Source organism: Candidatus Gracilibacteria bacterium (assembly GCA_010119145.1).
Taxonomy (GTDB): Bacteria; Patescibacteriota; Gracilibacteria; order BD1-5; family UBA6164; genus JAACSU01.
This window is the reverse complement of the sequence record JAACSU010000007.1, coordinates 718,078-739,812: the sequence shown is the minus strand read 5'-3', so window position 1 is coordinate 739,812 and position 21,735 is coordinate 718,078. Positions and strand designations below refer to the sequence as shown.

The following is a 21,735-nucleotide window of genomic DNA, read 5'->3' as shown; positions in this document are numbered from 1 at the left end:
TTCCACTACTTGCTCAGGATGTTGTTCCGGATGTATTTGTTGGAGTACTTCCCGTAGTTGTACCAGAACTTGTTCCAGTATTTCCGCTAGCTCCCACGGTATTTCCAGTCGTAGAACTTCAGGTATTTCAAGGAGAAGAAACAGGAGTATTTCAACTTGTATTTCATATTACTGCTGTAGATGTATTACTATTATCAGTTGGGATACTATTTGGATTAGGATTTGTACTTGCAGGAATATTTTGAGTTGGAGTGATAGGGTTTGTAGGATTTATAACATTTGTTGCTATATTTTGATCAAGTTGAGTTGCAGGTATTTCTTGTATATTTTGAATCATTAATTCCTGATTATAGGTATCTAGGAGTATTTGTAATTCTGTGTCTATAACGAGTTCAGGAATCACCGTACTATCATTTGTTTCTATAGTATTGGGAGTTTGAGTTGTTTCTGTAGTTTTGGGTGTATTTGTGTCAGGTCAACTACTGGGTGTGCCTGAATTTGTTGGGGATTTAGGAGTGTTTGGAGATGTGGGCGAGATGATAATTCATTTTTTTTCTACTATATCTAGTATGTTTTGTTCTGTTTTTGTGAGCACTTCTCAGGCATCTTGTTTTTGTTTAATGTCTTTGAGTATTTCCATTTCTGGTGAATCTAGCTGAGGAATAATTTCTCAGTTTTCATCGTAACTTACTCATATATCTTCTGGTGAATCTATTCAATCTGGAGTGTTTGTATCACTTGTTTCAGCACTCTCTCATTGTTGAGTGAGAGTTGTATCTGTTAAGGAAGCTTGAATTTTAGGTGCAATAAAAACATATGAACCATAGGTGACTCATACCAATCAAACAAAGACGATACTAGATATGACGATGTTATCTAAAATACGATACCACATATCACGCAAAAAATTTGTGAGAGCGTACCAAGTATTAATAATAAAATCTAAAAATTCGCTCATATTATCTATAGGTAAGTGAATAATTATCTATCTCTGATCCAATATTTTGCAAATAAAGAGCAGGGAATCACTGCGTATTTAATCAGCCAGCGACAATATTTTCTTTTTCAATTCCATTTACTCAAAATGTTATAGTATCATCTTGAACTCAGAAATTGAGGGTACTTCCATTACTAATTGGGTCGTTAATGTTTGAAAAGATAGAATCTACCCCTCAAACTCTTCGTTTTACTACATAGCCACTCTGTGTTACTTCGAGTTTATAGTGATTATCTAGGTCTGTATAGCGAAGATAAGCAGATATCATTCACGCTCAAAAGTTATCTACTTCAAATGACATAGTGTAATTTGGAGTAGTCACGAGTGGAAAAGGGTCAGGACTGATTACAGAGATTGCTGACGTATTTTTTCTGAGTTTATTATTTTCGATGGTATAATCTCAGGCGACAGCATTTTGTCCGATCCAAGCACCCACTCCATCATCTGTTGTATGTCATCCTATAATCTCACTCCCAGATACATCAGAAAATGTATCTATAAATACTTCAAAAGGAGTCGGAGAGATGATTTCATTTAGGACACTTGATTCAATTTTAATACCATTTTCTTGAAGGAGTTTGGCTGCTGTGAGTTGAAATTCTCGAGTATTAGACATAAATACGAGAGCAGAAAATTTATCTTTTGTTGCAAATGGTTGATAGTTGGTTGCGAGTTTTGCAAGGTAGAGTTTGAGTTGGTTTATGCTACTTATAGTACAAACATCGAGTATTTCGACCATCTGAAATGATTCAGTCGATGCAGTTTCATCGACTAGCCCACTATATGATTGAGGAATATTATAAGAATTAAAAAAGGTATAATTGTAAGAGTCTCCATCAATTATATTTCCACCTGCTGGTATATCACTGAGAAGAATACTTGGAGCTGTTATGACGGAACAATTATTTTCTGAGATGAGTGAAACATCGTAGGATAAATAATTTCCTATAACCAGTGAGCGGAAACCTTGAGATGAAAGAGCATATGACTCTGCAATAATCGGATTATTTCACGCGAAGAGTCATTCTTCTTTTATAGACGCTGCAGAATAACTACGTCGAGTGTTGAGAACCGAGAGACTATATTGCGCTCCTACGAGTGGATCTACTGGAACACTTGAAATTCTATTAATTTGGTTGAGTACTCCAGTTCCTATAACTCCTTGAGTCCACGCAAGACTTCAAGAATAATTAATGGGAATAGGATTATCAGGTAGTGGGTAGATAGCTTCTGTTGTGATATACAGTCACATAGCTTTTTCAATAATCTTCATATCAGAGAGCCTATTTGAGTTTCGTGCTCATTTCAGAAATGAACCATAACTTATAAATCCAAGCGTTCATAAAATAGCAAGTATCGTAATCACTACGATAAGCTCAACTAAGGTAAATGCTTTTGTTTGTTTAAGAAGCACAGGATTTATTCAAGGATAATATCTTTAAATATACCATATATATATATATATATCAATCACAAAATACTGACATTTTTAATGTATTTTTTTGTAATATAAGACTGTTTTACTCATATTTTTAGTCTATGAGCACTTATTTTTTATATTCGTATTATTTACATTTTTGCCTATACTGTGGCAATTATATTATAGTTGAAACATATGTTATTTTCAGAACTGGGAATCCACCCAAAAATACTACAAGCACTCGCAAAACAAGGATATGAAACTCCGACTCCTATCCAAGAAAAAGCTATTCCATCTATCCTTGCTGGAAAAGACTTTATGGGAGCTGCACAGACCTGAACCGGTAAGACCGCAGCTTTTGCCATCCCAACTCTTCAGCTTCTTGCCACAGAAGGGAGACTTGAAAATAGAGGGAGAACTATTAAGTCACTTATTTTGACTCCAACACGAGAACTGGCTATTCAAATCGAGGAAAACATCGTTGAGTATGGTCAAAATCTTAATTTGAAACATGCAGTTATTTTTGGATGAGTAAAACAAGGCTCTCAAGTAGCGAAGTTGAAATCATGAGTAGATATATTGGTCGCGACTCCAGGTCGACTCCTTGATCTTATGCAACAAGGGTACATAGATCTCAGACATATTGAAATATTTACACTTGATGAAGCAGATAGAATGCTCAATATGTGATTTATAAACGATGTACGCAAAGTTATCGCAGCTCTTCCTGCAAAAAAACAAACACTTTTGTTCTCAGCAACGATGCCAAAAGAGATTGTACATCTCGCAGATTGAATCCTACATAATCCAATAAAGGTAGAAGTAACACCTGTTTCATCAACAGCTGAAAAAGTATCTCAAGGAGTATTTTTCGTAAAAAAGTCAGATAAAAAACTCTTGCTTCAAGAAATACTTAAAAATGAGAAAATGACTTCGGTTCTTATATTCACGAGAACGAAACATGGGGCAGATAGAGTCGTAAAAGATTTAGATGCTGCTGGAATTTCAGCTGCTGCTATTCATGGAAATAAATCTCAAAATAATAGACAAAGAGCCTTAGAAAATTTTAAATCTGAAAAAATCCGAGTGCTCGTTGCAACAGATATAGCTGCTCGAGGAATAGATATCGATGAACTGATGTTTGTGATAAATTATGAGCTGCCAAATGAACCAGAAACATATGTTCATAGAATTGGTCGAACTGGAAGAGCTGGAAAAGATGGAGTAGCACTCAGTTTCTGTGATAGAGAAGAGTTTGAGTACCTTATGGACATAGAAAAACTTACGGGTCAAAAAATACGTCGAATGGAAAAACATCCTTATCATGTAGAAATCAAAGGACCAATTTCAAATGCTGAAAAGAAAAAAATAAACGCAGAAAAAGAAGCGAAAAAACAAGCGTATAGAAAAGAAAATCCAAGAAATTTTTGAAGAGGGAGAAGATAATCACACACACAAAAAAAACTCATCAATATGATGAGTTTTTTTATATTTCTAATTTTTACTGTATAGATAGTCAGTTTTTAAGTTGAGTCTGAGTATCAATATTAACACTTCCATTTATATTTTCTCAAATACTCGCATTTGTTTGAGTAGATGTATTAGACTTCACTTCAGTATCAGTCTTCACTTCAGTATTAGTATTTGCTTCAGTAGAGCTTTTAGATACTCACTCAATTCAAGTGTTTATGGTTGAATCTAAGATTCAGTTGATCTGAGTTTCTAAGTTTCAATTAAGTTCTGATTTTATATTTCATTCTAGTTCTACTCATGTATCAATAGTAGAATTAATGTTTGATTTAATATTTGAATTAATATTTTCTTGAACAGAAGTTTCTATAGATTCTCGATTAGTAATAGCATCAATTGAACCAGTCATGTTTACAGAAGTATTTGAACCAGTCGTATTAACAGATGATTCAACGTCGCTATTAAGTTCTCAATTGGAGTTTATTTCAAGAGATTGTATGAGTTGCTTTAATTTTATATCAAATTTTGCACTTGTTTTTTTTCTTGCTCCGTCAGTCATATGAGATTTTTCAACTTCGTATTGTGAGTTATAGAGTGAAACATCGTTCTTAATTTTTGAATCAATAATAGCACTTAGTTTTCCTTTTGCAGCCAATCGATTTCTTTCTTGAATTCGTTCTTCGATTCTTTCAACTTGTAGTTCTGCTTCATTTTCTGCTCAAACAGTGAAGGCACTTTCTACATTTTCATTTACATGTATTTTAATAGGATAGAGTATATCACCGGGAAGTGAGCTATTAGCAGCAAATGATGCACCTCATGCAAAAATAAGTGATATTCATGTAATAATTGTAACTATCATAGTCTTCTTGTTATCATATATAAATCGAGAAGCATTTTTTTGTTCTCAATTTATATGACGTGTGAGGGGAGAAGTTATTACATTTTTATTCGAGTTATTTATTTTTTCTGATATATTTTGCCATAGTAGAGCCTTTTTATCAGAAGTTAAATGAACAACTTTTTTTATATGTGGGAAATTTTTATTCATTGGTTTCGTTTGGATCAATAAGATGTGAACTTACTTTTTCTTTTATTCTGTGAAGTCTCACAGTGAGCGTATTTACTGGGATATCATATATTTTAGAGATTTCTTTTGGACTCAGCTCTTCAACATATCTCAGTAAAAATATATCTTTTTCAAAGCCATCGAGTCACGCAAGTATTCTATATACTTTTTCGACTTCGAGTTTTGCGTGGGTAATATCTTCTATATTACTTCCTCCTTCAAAGGTATCTCCGTGTACATCTATATGTTCATCTAGTGACACAGACTTTTGTTTTCGGTAGTAATCTATAATTTTATTTCATAGTACTTTATAGATATATGCATTCATATTATCTATTTTTTTTCATGCTTTGAGTTCGAGAGAGAGTTTATAAAATGACTCTTGAATTAAATCTAATATTTCCTCTTCTTGAGATTGGAGTTTAAAATACGCAAATCTATAGAGACCATCAATAGTACTTTCATAGAGCTCTTTTATAATTTCATTATGGTTTCTATTCATTAGGACGGATGAGAGGAGATATTATTACAAATATGACGTGGTAGAGTGATTTTTATTACAAAAAAGAACTATTTTAGAGTTTCTCACTCTGTAAAAACAAAATATAGATAAACACAAATACTCTAATAATACATACTTATTTTTAGATATTTTATTTTAAATATGTTAGTATCAGAGAGATAAAAAGAATTTTACTGGAAGACCATAACGAGTCAATATTTTAGTTTTTTAAAAAAAAATTCATGCTTACAGAACAAATATCATATCATGATGCAGCTTGGGATATGAGTCCTGATACTGGCTTTCCACGAGATAAATGCCAATTAGTACTCGTGTTTAGTGCTCCATCACTGGTTTGTAATGCTGATATATATGATTTTGTGAGAGCGAAATACCCACAGGCACATATCATTACAGTCTCAACATCTGGGGAAATATATAAGGAATTTGTGCGAGATGAAAGCGTGTGTGTCAATGCACTGTATTTTGAAAAAACTCAGATAGTAGTTCATGAAACCGAAATAGATGCTATGTCTGAGAGTTATAGTAAGTGACAAGAACTTGCTCAGTCACTTCTAGGAGACAAGCTTCGACATGTTATTGTTTTTTCTGATGGACTTCAGGTAAATGGATCCTCTCTTATTCAAGGAATGAAAGAAATACTGTGAACATCAATCGGGTTAACAGGATGACTTGCTGGTGATTCTGCAGACTTCAAAGAAACTTTTGTTGCACATAATAGAGTACCAAATTCAAAGAAAATGATAATAGTTATTGGTTTTTATGGAGAATATTTTCAGGTTGGTAAATGATCAGTTGGAGGCTGGGATAGTTTTGGACAAAAAAGACTAGTCACAAAATCTCAGGATAATATTGTCTATGAGCTCGATGAAAAACCTGTGTTAGATTTATATAAAACGTATTTATGAGATCAGGCAAAAGACCTTCCAAGTTCTGGTTTACTCTTTCCTCTTAATATTTATGAACCATGATCTGATACTAGTGTGGTACGAACCTTGCTCTCTATCAATGAGGATGATAAAAGTATTACTTTTGCCTGAAATGTACCACAAGGATACACCGCACAACTGATGAAAGGGAATTTTAATAGAATTATAGGGTGAGCGGCTCAGGCAGCAGATACAGGAATCACTTGAATGAAACACTCATCTTTTGCTCTTCTAGTAAGTTGTGTCGGGAGAAAGCTTGTGCTCTGACAAAGAAGTGAAGAAGAGATAGAAGTTATTCGTAATATCATCGGAAACTCAGTAGCTATAGGTTGATTCTATTCCTATTGAGAAGTGTGACCCTCTGAGCATGACATTCTCGATTGCCAGTTGCATAATCAAACAATGACACTTACTTTATTCTGAGAACTATAATATTGTATGTTAAAAACCTTACTTGAGAGACAAATATGAAAATATTTATCGGAATTTAGTCCAGAAGAACTGAGTAAAATGGACGTGTTTTTTTGAGCCATATCTGACGCATATCGATCATTTGAAAATGATAGAATTCTCATGGAGCGATCACTAGATATTAGTTCCTCTGAGATGCAAGAAAAAAATGAAAAACTTCAAATTAATGCACTCCAAAATGAAACTATTATTCAAGATTTGCTGGAGTCTATCTCAAATCTTGATGCTTGATCTTCTTTTAAAAAGAAAAAACATATTGAAATATCAGAACTCACTTCCTATCTTGTAAAACTCATTCGAAGAGACAAAAAAAATATAGAAAAAATTATACAACAAGAAAAAGATACCAAAAAACTCAATATAGAATTACAAAAATTTCAACTAGCTGTAGAGAATGCATCGGATTATATTTCAATTATTAATCTTGAAAAAAAAGTTGTATTTTGAATACTTCATTCCTTGAAGCTACCTGATTTGATGTTGAGGAAGTACTGGGTAAAAATCTTTGAGATACCATTCGAAGAGATGAAAAAAGAGACAAAATTGAAAATATTTATGAATCTTTAGAAACACAAGGACTTGGTATTCAAGAGGAATTGGTCACCACAAGAAAAAATGGTTCGCAGTTTATTTCAGAAGTATCATTTACTCCAATATTTAATTCACAAAATATTATAGTATTTTTTTTAGTGATTGAGCGAGATATTACTAAAGAAAAAGAAGTAGATGCCATGAAAGATGAGTTTCTTTCCATTGCTTCTCATGAGCTTCGAACCCCTATGACAATTATTAATGGGTATAATGAATTATTACTTTCTGGGTCATTTGGTGAAATTACAGAGCAACAAAAAAAATATCTTCTCAGGATAGAATCTAATATTAATAACCTCATTAATATAGTAAATGATATGTTGGATATAGGAAAACTAGAGTCAGGAAAAATTACATTTGAGTATGAATCTTTTTCTCTCCATGACCTCATAGATGAAGTATATTCATTTTTTAGAAGAATGTGTGAATCAAAAGGACTTAGTATTTCTTATTCAAGCCAAGAGCTAGAAGTTTATCTTGATCGACAAAAAATCAAACAAGTCCTCAATAATCTTGTAGGAAATGCGTGTAAATTTACTGAGCAAGGAAGTATAATGATTTCAACAGAAATACTTGAGTGAGATACTATATTAAGAGTCAGTGTTACTGATACGTGATTAGGTATTGCTGAAGAAAATAAAAATAAGCTCTTTAAAAAATTCTCACAAGTTGATAATTATTTACAAAAAACTCAAAAAGGGACAGGATTAGGCCTCTCTATTTGTAAAACTATTATTGAATGAATGAATGGAAAAATAGATATGAAACCGTGTCTTGATCATCCTGGAAGTATTTTTTATTTTGATATTCCTTTCAAAAAATAAGAGCTATGAGCTCTTATTTTTTTCTAAAAATGAAATTACTTTTTGTACTACTTGTGCCCCAGTATAGTCAGATTTCACCAAGAATAAATGTGCTCATAATTCAAAGGTTTTGTGTTTATCTGATTCTTGTGAAAGATTGCTACACACTATAATGGGTGTGTTAATAGATGAGTGATTTTTTATAGTTTCTAGGACTTCAAATCCATCCATTTGCGGCATCATAATATCGAGTAATATGATATCTGGAGATATTTCAAGGGTTTTTATAATCCCGTCTAAGCCATTGAGTGTAGAAATAACTGTAAATCACTGTGATTCAAAATGTATCTTGTATATTTCTTGTATATCCTCATTATCCTCGATAATTAAAACGGTTCTATTACTCATATGAAGGAATTATTATGTAACTCATAAATTATGTAACAATAATATCATAATCTTTGAGGAAATCAAAATTTGCTGAATTATTCACTGGTGATTTTCAAGTTTAGTATTCCTGAGAAATAAATGATGGTGGATTTTAAAAAGTAATTTCTGGAGTAGAATTAATTATTTTGGGTTCAATTCAAAGTTCTAGAAAATATAATTGATAAACTGCTCAAAAGATTCACTCACTTAGATTAAATCCTAGTTTTTCAGAGTACTTATGTACAAGTACATTATCAGCTCATTCTATTTCTATAAATGTTTTGAGACCAGGCCATTCATCTAACATAAAGTATATAGAGTCATGAGTTTTCCATGTTTCTCTATATATTTCTTGGTAAGCTTTTATTTTGAGTCATAATAATAATAAAAGTTTTTTCATCGTTTCAAAGTCTTGAACTTCTGTTTCTAATTCTTTATTCAAAGGGTATTTATGAAAATTATATTAATAGAACTATAACTCTGATTTCGCTATATACAAAATAAAGCCCTTTCAATAGGGCTTTATTTTTATTATGTAATTTTTGGTATTCCCACGGAGAATTGAACTCCGATCTCAGCCTTGAGAAGGCCGCATCCTAACCATTAGACGATGAGAACATAAGAAAGAAGTTTCCTTCTTTACAATTGTACTGAAGTAGGAGATTCTGATTTATATATCTTAACATACTTATTTTCAGCATCTGTGAATTTCCCTAATACTAGGACGATTCCATCAATGAGCCACCATATTCAAAGTCAACCAAATGTAATTAACATGATAATTCCAGATACGATTTTTCAATTGAAATATCTATGAACTCCAAACATACCGAAGAAAAACCAGAGTATCATACTTATGACCCAGTTTATATTTACTGTTTTTTCCATATCAATATTGTAAGAGATATAAAGAGAAAAAAAATCAAGAGTTTGAGCTCTTGATTTTAAATGAGCTTATGCAGCAAGTTTTTTTCTGAGTTCTTCGAGAGTCATATCATCGATATCTGTTGTAACACCAGTAGCTCGAGCTGTACCCATAAGAGTTTTCATTGCTCCAGCAGTATCCCAAGCATTAAGATCAGGCATTTTTTCTTCTGCCAATGATTTTAAATCATCAAATTTTAGGTGACCAACTTTTTCTTTTTGTGGAAGTTTAGATCCTGATTTAAGATTAAGTTTTCCTTTAATAAGAGTACTTGCAGGTGGTTGTTTAACGACGAATGTAAATGTTCTATCTTCGAAAACAGTGATGACAACAGGAAGTTTTACTCCCATTTTATCTTTTGTTCGTTCGTTGAATTGAGATGTAAATTCTTGAATAGGTACCCCGTATTGACCAAGGGCAGGTCCTACTGGAGGAGCTGGATTAGCTTGTCCTCACTTGATTTGTAACTTTATATATCCTTTCACTTCTTTTTTAGCCATAATATTTCTATTTATTTATAAGTAATCGAGCTCTTATGAGCTCATATCTGAATGAAAAATATATATATTTTTAAACGACGGATTGACGGGTATATATCATTTCCCCCAAATATATGTATTTCTACCTGTATCTATGACAAGATAGAGGATTTGAGAAGCGGGTTGATTGTATAAATTTACAGTTAAAATGCAAATTATTTCTGAGGATTTTCTAAGTTTGATTTTCTCATGATTCTGTTCAGTAACTTTTCATTTGAAACGACAAGGACTCAAACAATGGTGAGAATACACAGAGCAGATACTTGATCAATAACAGCGGGTTTATCAGAAAATATTATACCAAAGAGTGCCCATATGAGAACGAAACTTGGTATGACACTGAGATACTTTTTATAGAGATAGAGTACAACAAATGTTCCACCTACAAGCGACAAGACCGTGAGTACAAGTGGACTGAAATACATATCTTTAGCTACAAGGAACAGATGAGTGTTCGCGAGGGAGGCTACAATTATCCATCCTAAGAATAAATCGAGCATATATTTAAAATATTTGTTTTCATTTCGAGAGAGTACAAAATTGAGACTGAGGATATACAACACAACATACATCACAATCAAACTCGTAGCTATATAGAGATATTGAGAAGGGATCAGCCAAAATGAAGAAATGATTTGAGCTGATGCAAGTAAGTAGGCATTTTTTGAATCTAAACTCGTCTTTGCAAAAAAAGCTTCGTATATTCAATATGCTATCCACGTGAGATATATAAGTCCCCAAATTGAAAAAGTAAAAGCTGCGGGAGTGATAAATGTTGGGTACAAGGCAGATACTTCTCATTGATTATAAAATCCTAAAGGAATAGCACTCACAAGAGATGAGATGAGCACAGAAAAAATTCCTGACACGAGGAGAATATATCGAGAATACCACATAGCATTACAATTTAATAAATATACATAATAACATACATAAAATATGTATGAGGTCTGTAGTATTTATAAGTTTAAACAATCAACATTCAAAACTTTATTTGAGAACTTATCTATTTGGATTGGTTGATACAATTTGCTCCTCATAAAATGAAGCAAGGACTTGGATTCAAACATGTTCTGCTCCAGCAAAAAAGAGTCCTTGTCCGACAGCAGAGTTAAGGAGTATATATTTTTCTTGTTCTGTGAGTTTAAATATGTTTTGTAGTGCGTCTATAGAAGCACTTGATTGTTTGAGTAAGAGTTGAATAGATGAGTTAGAGATAATAGGTTTTCCGTAGCTACTTGCTGCAAAATCCTCCACATCTTGAGTGATAGTAGTGATTCAGAGATTATATTTACGTGCTCGTTTTACAAGTCCAAACAAGAACTTAGCAGAGTCCTCGTGTTGCATAATATTCCAAGCTTCATCAATAACCATGATACGTTTTTTGTTTGAACTACGTACTTTATTCCAAATATGGTTCAGGATTACATACATAGTCGTTGGTCGAAGTATATCGTCGAGATCTCGAACAGAAAATACTTGGAGTCACTCTTTGAGGTCTATATTGGTTCGTTTTGAAAATATTCAGGCAAATATTCCACTCGTATATTTCTCCATTCTGGTTACGAGAGAATTTGCACCATCCATCGTTTCTAGGACGTCTTTGAGGTCTTGCATAATTGGCACTTCTTTTCACTCTATATTATCATCTTCAATGGTAATTCACTTAAGAGAGTATGTGGTGATGAGTCATTTTTCCATAAGTGATTCTTCGTCTGGGGTCATTTTTCCAAGCAGGAGATTCATGAGACCAAGCAAGTTTATAACTGATGATCTAAGAAGATCTCATGGTTTTTCTTCATGATCTTTCATCCCAAGTGGTAAATCAAAGGGATTGATTCTCTCATTTGAGTTAAGACTCACATCGAGATAACTTCCTCACACGGTATCCACCAATGGTCTATACTCATTTTCAGGATCTATTACTATGACATCGATTCACATCATGAGCATTCTGAGTATTTCAAGTTTCACGGTAAATGATTTCCCAGATCCAGATTTTGCAAATACAACCATATTTGCATTTTCTGATTTAAATCGATCGTAGAGTATGAGGGAATTATTATGAGTATTCACTCAATAGAGTATTCAGTCGTCATGAGAGAGCGTAGAACTTGAAAAAGGGAAGGTAGTTGAGAGTCCTCATGTTGAGATATTTCTATACACTCCTAAATCATCCTTTGCAAATGGACCTGTAGAAATAAATCATTGTTCTGCTCGCAGAAAACTTTGTTTCTGAAGGACATTTCGACCAGCGAGAATAGTTTCTATATCTTTCCCAATTCTGTTGAGTGATTCTTCCGTATCTGAGTACACCGTAATATAGAGACCCATATGAAAGTATTTTTCCATACCACGAGTGAGTTTAGCTCGTAATTCTTCGACGTCTTGAATCTGAGCTTCAAGCCCTGGATCATTGATGAGTCATTTCTCTGCATTGATACTTCGTTCAGAATGGAGTTGAGTGAGTCGTTTACGGAGATATTTTTGTACAAAGGCTGATTCAATTGGATAGACGTATAAACTCATATCAAACTTCACATCCCAGTTTATAACCGGTGAAAGCCAGTTTCACTCTAAAAAATTTGGATATGAATAGACAAAAAATGTCTTTGCAAAGGTGTTATTTATTCTGATCTTATCTTGATACACTTTGAGAAAGGCTGGTGAAATAGCATCTTTTACGTAGGCAAGAGCTTCTTTGTACTCTTTTTCAGCAGCGAGTATATTTTTATTTTCTTCAGAGTTGGAGATTTTTTTTCAGTCTTTTGAGTCTTTGGGAGTTCACTCGTCTTTTCAAGATGGTAAAAAACCTGTAACATCTCAGGTGTATCTCTTTCAAACGAGTTCAATAAGTTTTTCTTGTCGATTCACAAATGATGATTAGAGGGTGAAAAATTAGAAAGTATAGTACTCCAGAGCCCTCGTTTGTAAAGAAGTGCAATCGATATATGCTTTACAATTATTTTTTTATATGAAAAAGCAAGTATTACTTATTCCATTGCCAATCTGTAATTAATTCGTCTGACATCATTTCACTGCAATCCTCATCTTTTTTATAACGGTCTGAAACATACTGAATAGTCACGAGAGTTATATCATCCAGTTGAAGATGTTTGTATCACATAAATTGTGAAAGAGATATAGATATATTCTTGAATACACTTCGTGCGGTTTTGAGTCTCATTGTTCCTATTTCTGGTGCTTTTTCTATTGCTTCTATAAGTCTATCTTCTCCAAACATTGTTTCATTTCCATCTCTTTTGCTTTGGTTAATCGCTTCAGTGATTCCATCACTGTAGAGGATAATTATATCATTTTCTTCAAAGGATATTTCTCGTTCTTTGAGGAGTTTATGTATATTTTTTGTCATACCAAGTGCCACTCATCCTGATTTTATTTTAAAACACTTGTTACTTTTATTTTTATAAATCATCAGATACTCATGTCAGGCTCCAGTCATATAGAGTCTTTTTTCTTCAGCGTTCCAACGAATCAGGAGCATACTCATGAGGAGATTAGCCTTTACTCGAGGTTTAATGATATCATTTGTAAGAGCAAGAATTTGGTTTCATTTATGACTTACTATTGAAAAACCAGACACGAGTGCGTTCACCATCATCATAATAAATCACGCTCCAACCCCATGACCCGTCGCGTCTCCTACGTATATATAATAGTTATCTCACTGTGGAATGATATCAAAACTATCTCAACCTATTTCTGCTGCAGGTTTTGATCTCGCGACAATTTCTAGATGTGGAACAACTGGAATAGTTTTATGAAACAGTTTTTCTTGTATTTCTGCTGCAAAATCGACCTCAGATTTTATTTCCTTTCCGTGAATAAACTCTGATTTTATGTTTTTTAGTGTACTGAGCGTCTTTCTAAAAAAGAATAAAACATAGTTAAGATGGGGGTTAATTGTTTTTTTAAAACTTATTTCTTCGTCCCTCAGTGACCCTACGAGAAACTTTTTAATAGTATATTCGAGTACCAGGATTGGTTTATCATAAAAGAGATAAAACACCCCTCTAATGATGAGAAACTGAATAAGTACAATGAGAAAAATATTAAAAAATGAGAAAAAACTCATATTTACAATATCTCAGGCAATGATGTAGCTCACAAATATTCCTATTCCTAAAACAAGAAAAAGAAACATACTTATGAGATAACGGAGAAGTTTCATATATATATTTAAAATCTACTAATTAAATACTAGCACGTAATTAATTTTATTGCAAAAAACAGGCTTACTTTTTTGTTTTCAACACGACTTCTGAAACGAGCGTTGATTCATAAAAAAATCAAAATATAATTTAAGGGTACTACAAGAGTATAAATTAATGAAATTCCTGTAATTATGGGACGCAAAACGTACAAAAAAAGAGAACAAGCATTTTAAAAACACATTAATATTTATTTTTTTATGGCATCGGAAAACATAATCACTTCCATAGATATAGGAAGTTCAAAAATTAGAACATTGGTTTGAAGTTTTGCAGAAGAAAAATCTCGAGACTTCCATGTACTTGGAGTATGAGTTTCTAACTCACACGCAATTCGTAAATGAAACATATTAGATATGGAAGAATTTAAATCCAATCTAGATAACTCACTAGAAGAAGCAGAAAAAATGTCAGGGGAACAAGTAACCTGAGTAAATATTTCTTTTAACTCATCATCATTTGATGTTATAACGAGTAAAGGAATTATTGCAGTATCATGAGATGAAATATCTCAAGAAGATATAGATAGGGTCCTTGATATGGCAAGAAATGGAGTTGATCTTCCAAATAGAGAAATATTAAAAGTTGTTCCTGAATACTTTATAGTAGATTTAGAAGAAGGGGTTAAAAATCCTATTGGGATGTCAGCTCGTAAGCTGGAAGTTATCGCTCATATATTTTCAATGAATAAAAATATTCTTTGAAATATTAAAAAAGCAGTGGCTGATGTCGGGATAGAAATACATGATATGTATCCAAATCTCCTCTCTGCTCCGGAAGGAGTTCTCACAAAAAGACAAAAAGAGCTTTGAGTTGTTTGTATAGATATGGGAGCTTCTACAACGGGGATAACAGTCTATGAAGAAGGCTCATTAAAATATTCAGTAGTGATACCAATAGGATGAGATAGTGTTACGAATGATATTGCACTTTGAGCTCGAACATCAATAGATGTAGCTGAAAAACTCAAGATTCAACATTCTCAAATTTGACTCGACGAAGCTGGAACCAAAGAAAAAGAAATTATGATGAAGGATATCTCTTCATCAGAAGAATGATCTATCACAAATATATATCTCTCACAAATAGTTACTGCAAGATATGAAGAAATATTCTTTTTTATCTCTCAGGAACTTAAAAGAATTTGAAGAGATGGAATGTTGCCAGAATGAGCAATTTTAGTTGGTGGATCTGTAAAACAGCAGGGGATAATTGAGATAGCTAAAAAAACTTTACGACTTCCTGTATTCATAGGTCTCCCAGTTGAAAAAGAGTCACTCACAGAAACCTCTATTAGTGATCCAGTATTTTCATGAGTGGTATGAAGTCTTATACTTTGAAACAGATATTCTTATAGAAGATCTCCACTTAATTTGAATATAAGCTGATTCTTTTCGTCAATTGTGAAAGTATTTAAGAAAATGCTTCCATAATTCTTACTTAAGTCCATTATTATTACAATATTTTACATTTTATACAATATACCCATGCCAGTTAAAAGAGATGATAAACTAAAAAATTTACTATCAAACAAACCACAAAAAAATACTCAATCTTGACCAGAAGAAGTTCAAATTTCAGGTTCTATTTCACCAGTTGCTAAAATCAAAGTAGTATGAGTTGGTGGTGGTTGAAACAATGCTGTAAACAGAATGATTGAAGCGTGACTTGAAGGAGTTGATTTTATTGCAATGAATACAGATGTTCAAGCACTGTATAGTTCACTTGCTGACAACAAACTTAATCTCGGTAAAATGATTACTGGTGGACTTGGAGCGTGAAGCAGTCCTGATGTTGGGAAAAAAGCAGCAGAAGAGTCTCGAGAAGAAATTAAATCACTTCTAGAAGGGGCTGACATGGTATTTATCACTTGCGGGCTTGGTGGTGGAACTGGAACCTGAGCTGCCCCGGTTGTAGCTGAAGTAGCAAAAGAACTCGGTGCACTTACCATCTGAGTTGTTACTCGACCATTTAGTTTTGAGGGGCACAATAGATCAAGTAAGGCTATGGATGGTTTTGATTTACTCAAAGAAAAAGTTGATACACTTATCACGATTCCAAATGATAGAATCCTTTCTATTATAGATAAAAAAACTCCACTTCTTGATGCATTTTCAATCGTGGACGAGGTTCTTAATCAGGGGGTACAAGGAATATCTGACCTTATTACTCAACCAGGACTTATCAATGTCGATTTTGCCGATGTACGAGCTGTAATGCACTCAGCAGGTTCAGCACTTATGGGAATTGGATATGGTTCTGGTGAAAATAGAGCGGTTGAAGCAGCCCGAAGTGCTATTGATAGTCCACTTTTAGACTTATCTATTGCAGGAGCAAAGGGACTTCTCTTTAATATAACTGGTGGAACTGATCTTTCTATGTTTGAGGTTGATGAAGCTGCAAAAGTAATCACTGATTCAGTTGACTGAGACGCAAATATAATCTTTGGTGCTACTATTCGAGAAGACTACGAAGGAGAGATAAAAATCACTGTAGTTGCTACTGGATTTGATGAAACATCTAATAAAAAATACCTCGAACAAAAATCAGAACAAACAAGAGGAGGAAATAGTTCAGGTGGGTGATTTGGAAAAAGAAGTGTTTCAGATTCACGAGTGCTTCCAGCTCAACCTCAATCTAAACCAGAAGCTGGTAATATGAGAGATGGAGAGGATCTTGATATTCCAAGTTTTCTTAGAAAAAAGAAATAAACAATATAATACTATACATTGCTAAAAAGCAGAATCAAGTGATTCTGCTTTTTAAATTTAAAAAACTTCTTACACTGTTTCATAATATTATACTAAAACCTTTATGAAATGAGATATCCTTTCAAAGCATTTACTTTAGTTGAGCTTATCGTTGTTATAACAATTCTATGAATTTTAGCTACTGTGTGATTTGTTTCCTATACGAATTATCTCACATCATCTCGAGATTCTAATAGAATATCTCAAATAACAAATCTCTCAGATTCTCTCCTTCTATATTCTACTCGACGTCAACTTCCTCTTCCAACAGATGCTGTTACTATCAGCGCAAGTTGAGCCAATAATATTATCTCATACCAATGATATCTCTCAACAGAAATACTTGAAACTTTAGAGTATACTAATGGAGGAATTGATCCAAAGGATGGCACATTTTTTACGTATTATCTTATGAGTGATAGAAGAAATTTTCAACTCATGGCTTTCATGGAAGAGAAATCTTCTCTCGCACAAAACAGATTTTTAAGCAAGCCAATAGCTATAAATAAATCTTTTGCTCTTGATTATAGTAGTAGATATCCAAAAGTATACGGAAAGAAATTATGAATTTTAGTTTCTAAAGATGAAAGCACCCTCAGTACTCCAATACAAAATATTGAGTGACTATCACAAATTGATATCTTGAATAATACTTTAGTTCTTTGAGCTCATGTGTCTGATACTAAGAAATACACTTGAACCTGATCTCGATTAGTTTCGGGAGCTATTTCAGTCTTGGTTGGTGATAGATATGATTCTTGTAAATCTATTATTGAAAATAAGTCTTTTAGTCAGTATATAAATGCGACCTATACCATCACACAGTGAAATAAAAAGATTCAAGTTTATTGTGATATGACCTCGGATTGAGGAGGATGGACAATGATAGCTCATGCTATTTGAGAAGATACTTCTCTCATGACTCATGATGACATCAATAACTGGGTACCAAAAAACTCTGAAAATTGTAGTCTAACTCAAGAATGCTTGAGTTCAGCTTGAGAAACTCTTGATACTTGGTCTGATCTCATGGTATACACACGATGATATAAGGTAACATGAACGGAGTGTAACGATAAAAATTTGAGTGTGAAATGATATACACAACTTCCATATCTCGATAAAGTGAGTTCATCAAATTGGGATAGTTTAACTCATGGAGCACAAGGAAAATGCAACGTCTTATCGGAGGTTTCACAAGGACTTGCTATTCCTGATATATCAACTAATTCAAATTGGCCTATTCGAATGTGAATAAAAACTACCTCAAACGATAGCACGAATGAATATTCACTCTTATTTTATGGTCCAAGCTATATTCCTCAGGGACTATGAACAAGACGAAATTCTTGAATATGAAAAATGGATAATTTCTACAACTGAGATATGACTTGACAAGCAGAGGCTTGGCATGGAGCGTCTGTAAATGAACAAGTGTGGTTTATTCGATAAATAATTATTAAGAGAGCTTATTATAATAAATATAGATTTGCAAAATAAGATATCAAAAATATAATAGAGGAGATGTAATAGAGGAAGAAACGGAGATTTGGAAACAAGTCTTCGTTTTCTTTTAAAAAATATTAAATAATAATTTAAAATATGTTAGACGTACAAAAGATTCAAGCAGCTATTAACCTTATTGCTGCAGAAAAAAAACTTCCGAAACAAAAATTGGTTGAAATTATAGAAGCAGCACTCAAGACTGCGTATAAAAAAGATTTTTGAAATAAAGACGAAGAGGTAAATGTTCATTTTGATTTAGAGTCTGGAGAACTTGAAATATCTGTTGAAAAAACAGTGAAAAAAATTGTGGAGGACCCAAATACTGAAATATCTTTTGAGGATCTTTGAGATGATGCTGGAGATTTTGAAGAAGGAGATGTTATTGAAATAGATGTAACAGATGAAGTACTTGCGAAAGATGGTGACATTTTTGGGCGAATTGCTTCTCAGGCTGCAAGACAAGTTATTATTCAAAAAGTTGCTGATAGTGAAAAAGAAAAAATCTACGACCTCTTTGTTTGAAAAGAAGGAGAAGTTGTAAATATGAGAGTTGATATGGTTGAGGGAGGAAAAGTAGTATTTGATTACAATGGAAATCAAGTTACACTTCCTAAGTCAGAACAAGTAAGTCGTGATAGTTATGTAGCTGATAATAGACTCTATCTTTATATTGCAGAAGTAAGTCGTGAAGAAAATAGTTTACCAAAGGTAGTTCTTTCTCGAAAAAGAGCGGAACTGGTACCTGCTATTTTTGCAGAATATGTACCTGAAATTGCTGAGTGAGTGGTGACTATAGATGCTGTTGTACGACACGCGTGAGTAAAAACGAAGCTTCTTGTGAGCTCAACGTATGAAGAAATAGATCCAGCAGGAACACTCATTGGTCAAAAAGGTATGAGAGTAAAAGCTGTTATGGAGGAACTCAGTGGTGAAAAAATAGATATTATACCTAATTCAGATGATATTAGAGATATTATTAGTCGGTCACTAACACCTGCAACAGTTGTACGAGTAGAGGAAGGCGATGATGAAGACTCTTTTATTGCATATATTCCTTATGGAGAAAGAGCAAAAGCTGTTGGGAGAGGATGAATCAATGTTCACCTTGCATCTGAACTTACAGGAGTTAAAATATCTATTGAAGAATTAGAACAAACAGAAGAACAAAAAGAACAAGAACAAAACGATCAAACATCACAAAACTCTTAAACAAAATCTAGTATGAAGGTAATATTTTTACAACATGTACTGCATGTAGGAAAAAAATGAGAAATCAAAGAGGTATCCTCAGGGTATGCCTCTAATTTTTTATTCCCAAAAAAATTAGCACAAGCCTATACTACAGATATAGCAGATAAAATTAATTCTGAAAAACAAAAAAAAGAATCAGATAGACGAACACTTCTATGATCAAAACAAGAAATTATTGATGAATTGAGTGGAAAAGTATTTGAGTTTGAACTTCAAGCTTCCGGTGAAAAAGTACACGGGAGTATTCAACCAAAAGATGTTGCTGAGTTTATAGCTCAAAAGTTCCGAATCCCCATTTCAAAAAAACATATAGATTTCGGATGAGTTCATTCGTCACTCAAACACCTTTGAGAACATGAAATCTATATTGATATGGGCTCTAATTTTGCTACAAAAGCAAAAGTTAGAATAGTTGCTAAATAAATACATATGAACTATTGAGCTTTAGACGTAGGTGATAAGCGAGTATGAATCGCAATTTCTGAACAAAATATAGCATTTTCTCATAAAACTGTTCCGAGAGTCGAAATTATTTCTTTTTTAAAGAAATTTTTTTGAGAATATCAAAATATCGAAACAATGATTGTATGATTGCCATTTGATCTCTATGGAAAAGATATGAAACAACTCGATAAAACTCAGAAATTTATTAAAAAATTAGAGAGTATATTTCCAGAGATTGAGTTTATCTGACATGATGAACGTTTCTCCAGCTTCGTAGCTGATGAATGATTTTCGACTCACCGTGATGATATTGCTGCCCAGTGTATTTTACAGTCCTATATAGACACTAAAAAATTAAAATAATTATTATGAATTTTCTCCCAACATTTATTTGAAGTGATTACGTGTATCTCGTGATTTGATTTATTGTTCTTATTAAATGAGCTGATATTCTTGTTTCAGGAGCATCAAGTATAGCTTCTAAACTTTGAATATCACCACTTGTGATTGGTCTTACTATCGTAGCATTTGGAACATCTGCTCCTGAACTCTTTGTAAATATACTTTCAGCGATGCGAGGACAGACAGAGTTAGCACTTTGAAATGTTATTGGCTCAAATATTGCAAATACCTTGCTAGTTCTTTGAGTCGCAGCTATGATTTATCCTCTTCAAGCTAAAAGCTCAACTATATATAAAGAGGTGCCATTTACTCTTATTGCTTCTCTTGCACTCTTCTTTTTAGCTTTCGATGTCTTTTTCTCTGGTGAGACAATAAACATATTAACACGCGGAGAAAGTCTAATTTTTCTTCTTTTCTTTGTTTTATTTTTTGCCTATACCTTTTGACTTGCAAAACAAACAAAAGAAATACCTGAAGAACTTGATTGAATACAGTCACAATCAATGAAAAAATCTCTACTTTATGTATTTTTATGACTTGTTTGATTAAGTCTTTGAGCTGATTTACTCGTTAACTCAGCGAGGAGTATTGCTCTCTCATTTAATGTTTCTGAAACGGTGATTGGTCTTACGGTCGTTGCTCTATGAACCTCAGCTCCTGAATTAGTGACTTCAATTGTTGCTTCTATGAAAAAACAATCAGATATAGCTATTTGAAATGTAGTATGAAGTAATATATTTAATATTCTTCTTGTTTTAGGTCTGACTTGAGGTATTGCCAATCTTCCAGTATCAGATAATTTGATAACTGATATTATTGTAGAGATTCTTTCTATAGTACTTTTGATAATTGTCTTGATGTTTATTTGAAAGAAGTGACTCATTACTCGTATCGAATGAACTTTATTTTTCTGATTATATCTCACTTACATGGGGTACTTGATTTTTACTCAAGTTCTTTTATAAGTTTATTTAAATAATTTTT

The 21,735-nt window shown here is 33.0% G+C and carries 21 protein-coding genes and 1 tRNA gene; 10 read left to right on the top strand and 12 right to left on the bottom strand.

Annotation, left to right across the window (positions count from 1 at the left end; genetic code table 25):
• Positions 1-958: hypothetical protein (locus GW846_04055; protein ID NDK09927.1), on the bottom strand; the 958-nt coding region annotated here is incomplete at its 3' end.
• Between the two features lies 1 nt (position 959).
• Complete coding sequence (locus tag GW846_04050) at positions 960-2,411, bottom strand: prepilin-type N-terminal cleavage/methylation domain-containing protein (GenBank protein ID NDK09926.1); 1,452 nt, start codon at positions 2,409-2,411, stop codon at positions 960-962.
• A 201-nt stretch (positions 2,412-2,612) separates the two neighbouring features.
• On the opposite strand from GW846_04050, the gene GW846_04045 reads away from it, so the two are divergent.
• Positions 2,613-3,863 carry a DEAD/DEAH box helicase gene (locus tag GW846_04045; GenBank protein ID NDK09925.1) on the top strand — a complete coding sequence of 417 codons (1,251 nt, stop codon included), beginning with the start codon at positions 2,613-2,615 and terminating at the stop codon, positions 3,861-3,863.
• Between the two features lie 55 nt (positions 3,864-3,918).
• Here the strand turns inward: GW846_04045 and GW846_04040 are convergent, their stop codons facing one another.
• Positions 3,919-4,938, bottom strand: a complete 1,020-nt coding sequence (locus tag GW846_04040) for a hypothetical protein (GenBank protein ID NDK09924.1) — start codon at positions 4,936-4,938, stop codon at positions 3,919-3,921.
• The gene (locus tag GW846_04035) at positions 4,931-5,458 is read right to left on the bottom strand and encodes a sigma-70 family RNA polymerase sigma factor (protein ID NDK09923.1); all 528 of its coding nucleotides are present in this window, start codon (positions 5,456-5,458) and stop codon (positions 4,931-4,933) included. The genes GW846_04040 and GW846_04035 overlap by 8 nt, the downstream gene beginning before the upstream one ends.
• 242 nt (positions 5,459-5,700) lie before the next feature.
• Here GW846_04035 and GW846_04030 point away from each other — a divergent pair, with 242 nt between their 5' ends.
• On the top strand, positions 5,701-6,840 hold the full coding sequence (locus GW846_04030) for a histidine kinase (protein NDK09922.1): 1,140 nt from the start codon (positions 5,701-5,703) through the stop codon (positions 6,838-6,840).
• Positions 6,841-7,322: 482 nt separating this feature from the next.
• Positions 7,323-8,294 carry a PAS domain-containing protein gene (locus GW846_04025; GenBank protein NDK09921.1) on the top strand — a complete coding sequence of 324 codons (972 nt, stop codon included), beginning with the start codon at positions 7,323-7,325 and terminating at the stop codon, positions 8,292-8,294.
• A gap of 3 nt (positions 8,295-8,297) precedes the next feature.
• On the opposite strand, the gene GW846_04020 is transcribed toward GW846_04025, so the two are convergent.
• The 8 genes from GW846_04020 to GW846_03985 form a co-directional block, all read right to left on the bottom strand.
• Entirely contained in the window at positions 8,298-8,681 is a 384-nt protein-coding gene (locus GW846_04020; protein NDK09920.1) for a response regulator, read from the bottom strand.
• A 133-nt stretch (positions 8,682-8,814) separates the two neighbouring features.
• Positions 8,815-9,144, bottom strand: coding sequence for a hypothetical protein (locus GW846_04015; protein NDK09919.1), 330 nt, complete (start codon positions 9,142-9,144; stop codon positions 8,815-8,817).
• A gap of 101 nt (positions 9,145-9,245) precedes the next feature.
• Positions 9,246-9,320 (bottom strand) — tRNA-Glu (locus GW846_04010).
• A 21-nt stretch (positions 9,321-9,341) separates the two neighbouring features.
• The gene (locus tag GW846_04005) at positions 9,342-9,590 is read right to left on the bottom strand and encodes a TM2 domain-containing protein (protein NDK09918.1); all 249 of its coding nucleotides are present in this window, start codon (positions 9,588-9,590) and stop codon (positions 9,342-9,344) included.
• A gap of 66 nt (positions 9,591-9,656) precedes the next feature.
• Positions 9,657-10,127 carry a 50S ribosomal protein L11 gene (gene rplK, locus GW846_04000; GenBank protein NDK09917.1) on the bottom strand — a complete coding sequence of 157 codons (471 nt, stop codon included), beginning with the start codon at positions 10,125-10,127 and terminating at the stop codon, positions 9,657-9,659.
• 194 nt (positions 10,128-10,321) lie between these two features.
• Positions 10,322-11,062 (bottom strand): hypothetical protein, encoded by a 741-nt coding sequence (locus GW846_03995; GenBank protein ID NDK09916.1) that lies wholly within the window; start codon positions 11,060-11,062, stop codon positions 10,322-10,324.
• A 106-nt stretch (positions 11,063-11,168) separates the two neighbouring features.
• Positions 11,169-13,040 (bottom strand): DUF87 domain-containing protein, encoded by a 1,872-nt coding sequence (locus GW846_03990; GenBank protein ID NDK09915.1) that lies wholly within the window; start codon positions 13,038-13,040, stop codon positions 11,169-11,171.
• Positions 13,041-13,155: 115 nt separating this feature from the next.
• The gene (locus GW846_03985) at positions 13,156-14,358 is read right to left on the bottom strand and encodes a serine/threonine-protein phosphatase (GenBank protein NDK09914.1); all 1,203 of its coding nucleotides are present in this window, start codon (positions 14,356-14,358) and stop codon (positions 13,156-13,158) included.
• Positions 14,359-14,598: 240 nt separating this feature from the next.
• Between GW846_03985 and ftsA the strand changes: the two genes are divergently transcribed.
• From ftsA to GW846_03950, 7 genes are all read left to right on the top strand, one after another.
• On the top strand, positions 14,599-15,831 hold the full coding sequence (gene ftsA, locus GW846_03980) for a cell division protein FtsA (protein ID NDK09913.1): 1,233 nt from the start codon (positions 14,599-14,601) through the stop codon (positions 15,829-15,831).
• Between the two features lie 54 nt (positions 15,832-15,885).
• Positions 15,886-17,109 carry a cell division protein FtsZ gene (gene ftsZ, locus GW846_03975; protein NDK09912.1) on the top strand — a complete coding sequence of 408 codons (1,224 nt, stop codon included), beginning with the start codon at positions 15,886-15,888 and terminating at the stop codon, positions 17,107-17,109.
• A 108-nt stretch (positions 17,110-17,217) separates the two neighbouring features.
• Entirely contained in the window at positions 17,218-18,600 is a 1,383-nt protein-coding gene (locus tag GW846_03970) for a prepilin-type N-terminal cleavage/methylation domain-containing protein (protein ID NDK09911.1), read from the top strand.
• A gap of 150 nt (positions 18,601-18,750) precedes the next feature.
• Positions 18,751-19,863 carry a transcription termination factor NusA gene (nusA, locus tag GW846_03965; protein ID NDK09910.1) on the top strand — a complete coding sequence of 371 codons (1,113 nt, stop codon included), beginning with the start codon at positions 18,751-18,753 and terminating at the stop codon, positions 19,861-19,863.
• Positions 19,864-19,875: 12 nt separating this feature from the next.
• Positions 19,876-20,328, top strand: coding sequence for a 50S ribosomal protein L9 (gene rplI, locus GW846_03960; protein ID NDK09909.1), 453 nt, complete (start codon positions 19,876-19,878; stop codon positions 20,326-20,328).
• Positions 20,329-20,334: 6 nt separating this feature from the next.
• A complete protein-coding gene (locus GW846_03955) occupies positions 20,335-20,712 on the top strand; it encodes a pre-16S rRNA-processing nuclease YqgF (GenBank protein NDK09908.1) in 378 nt (125 codons plus the stop codon).
• Between the two features lie 5 nt (positions 20,713-20,717).
• Complete coding sequence (locus tag GW846_03950; protein ID NDK09907.1) at positions 20,718-21,716, top strand: calcium/sodium antiporter; 999 nt, start codon at positions 20,718-20,720, stop codon at positions 21,714-21,716.
• Positions 21,717-21,735 lie beyond the last annotated feature (19 nt).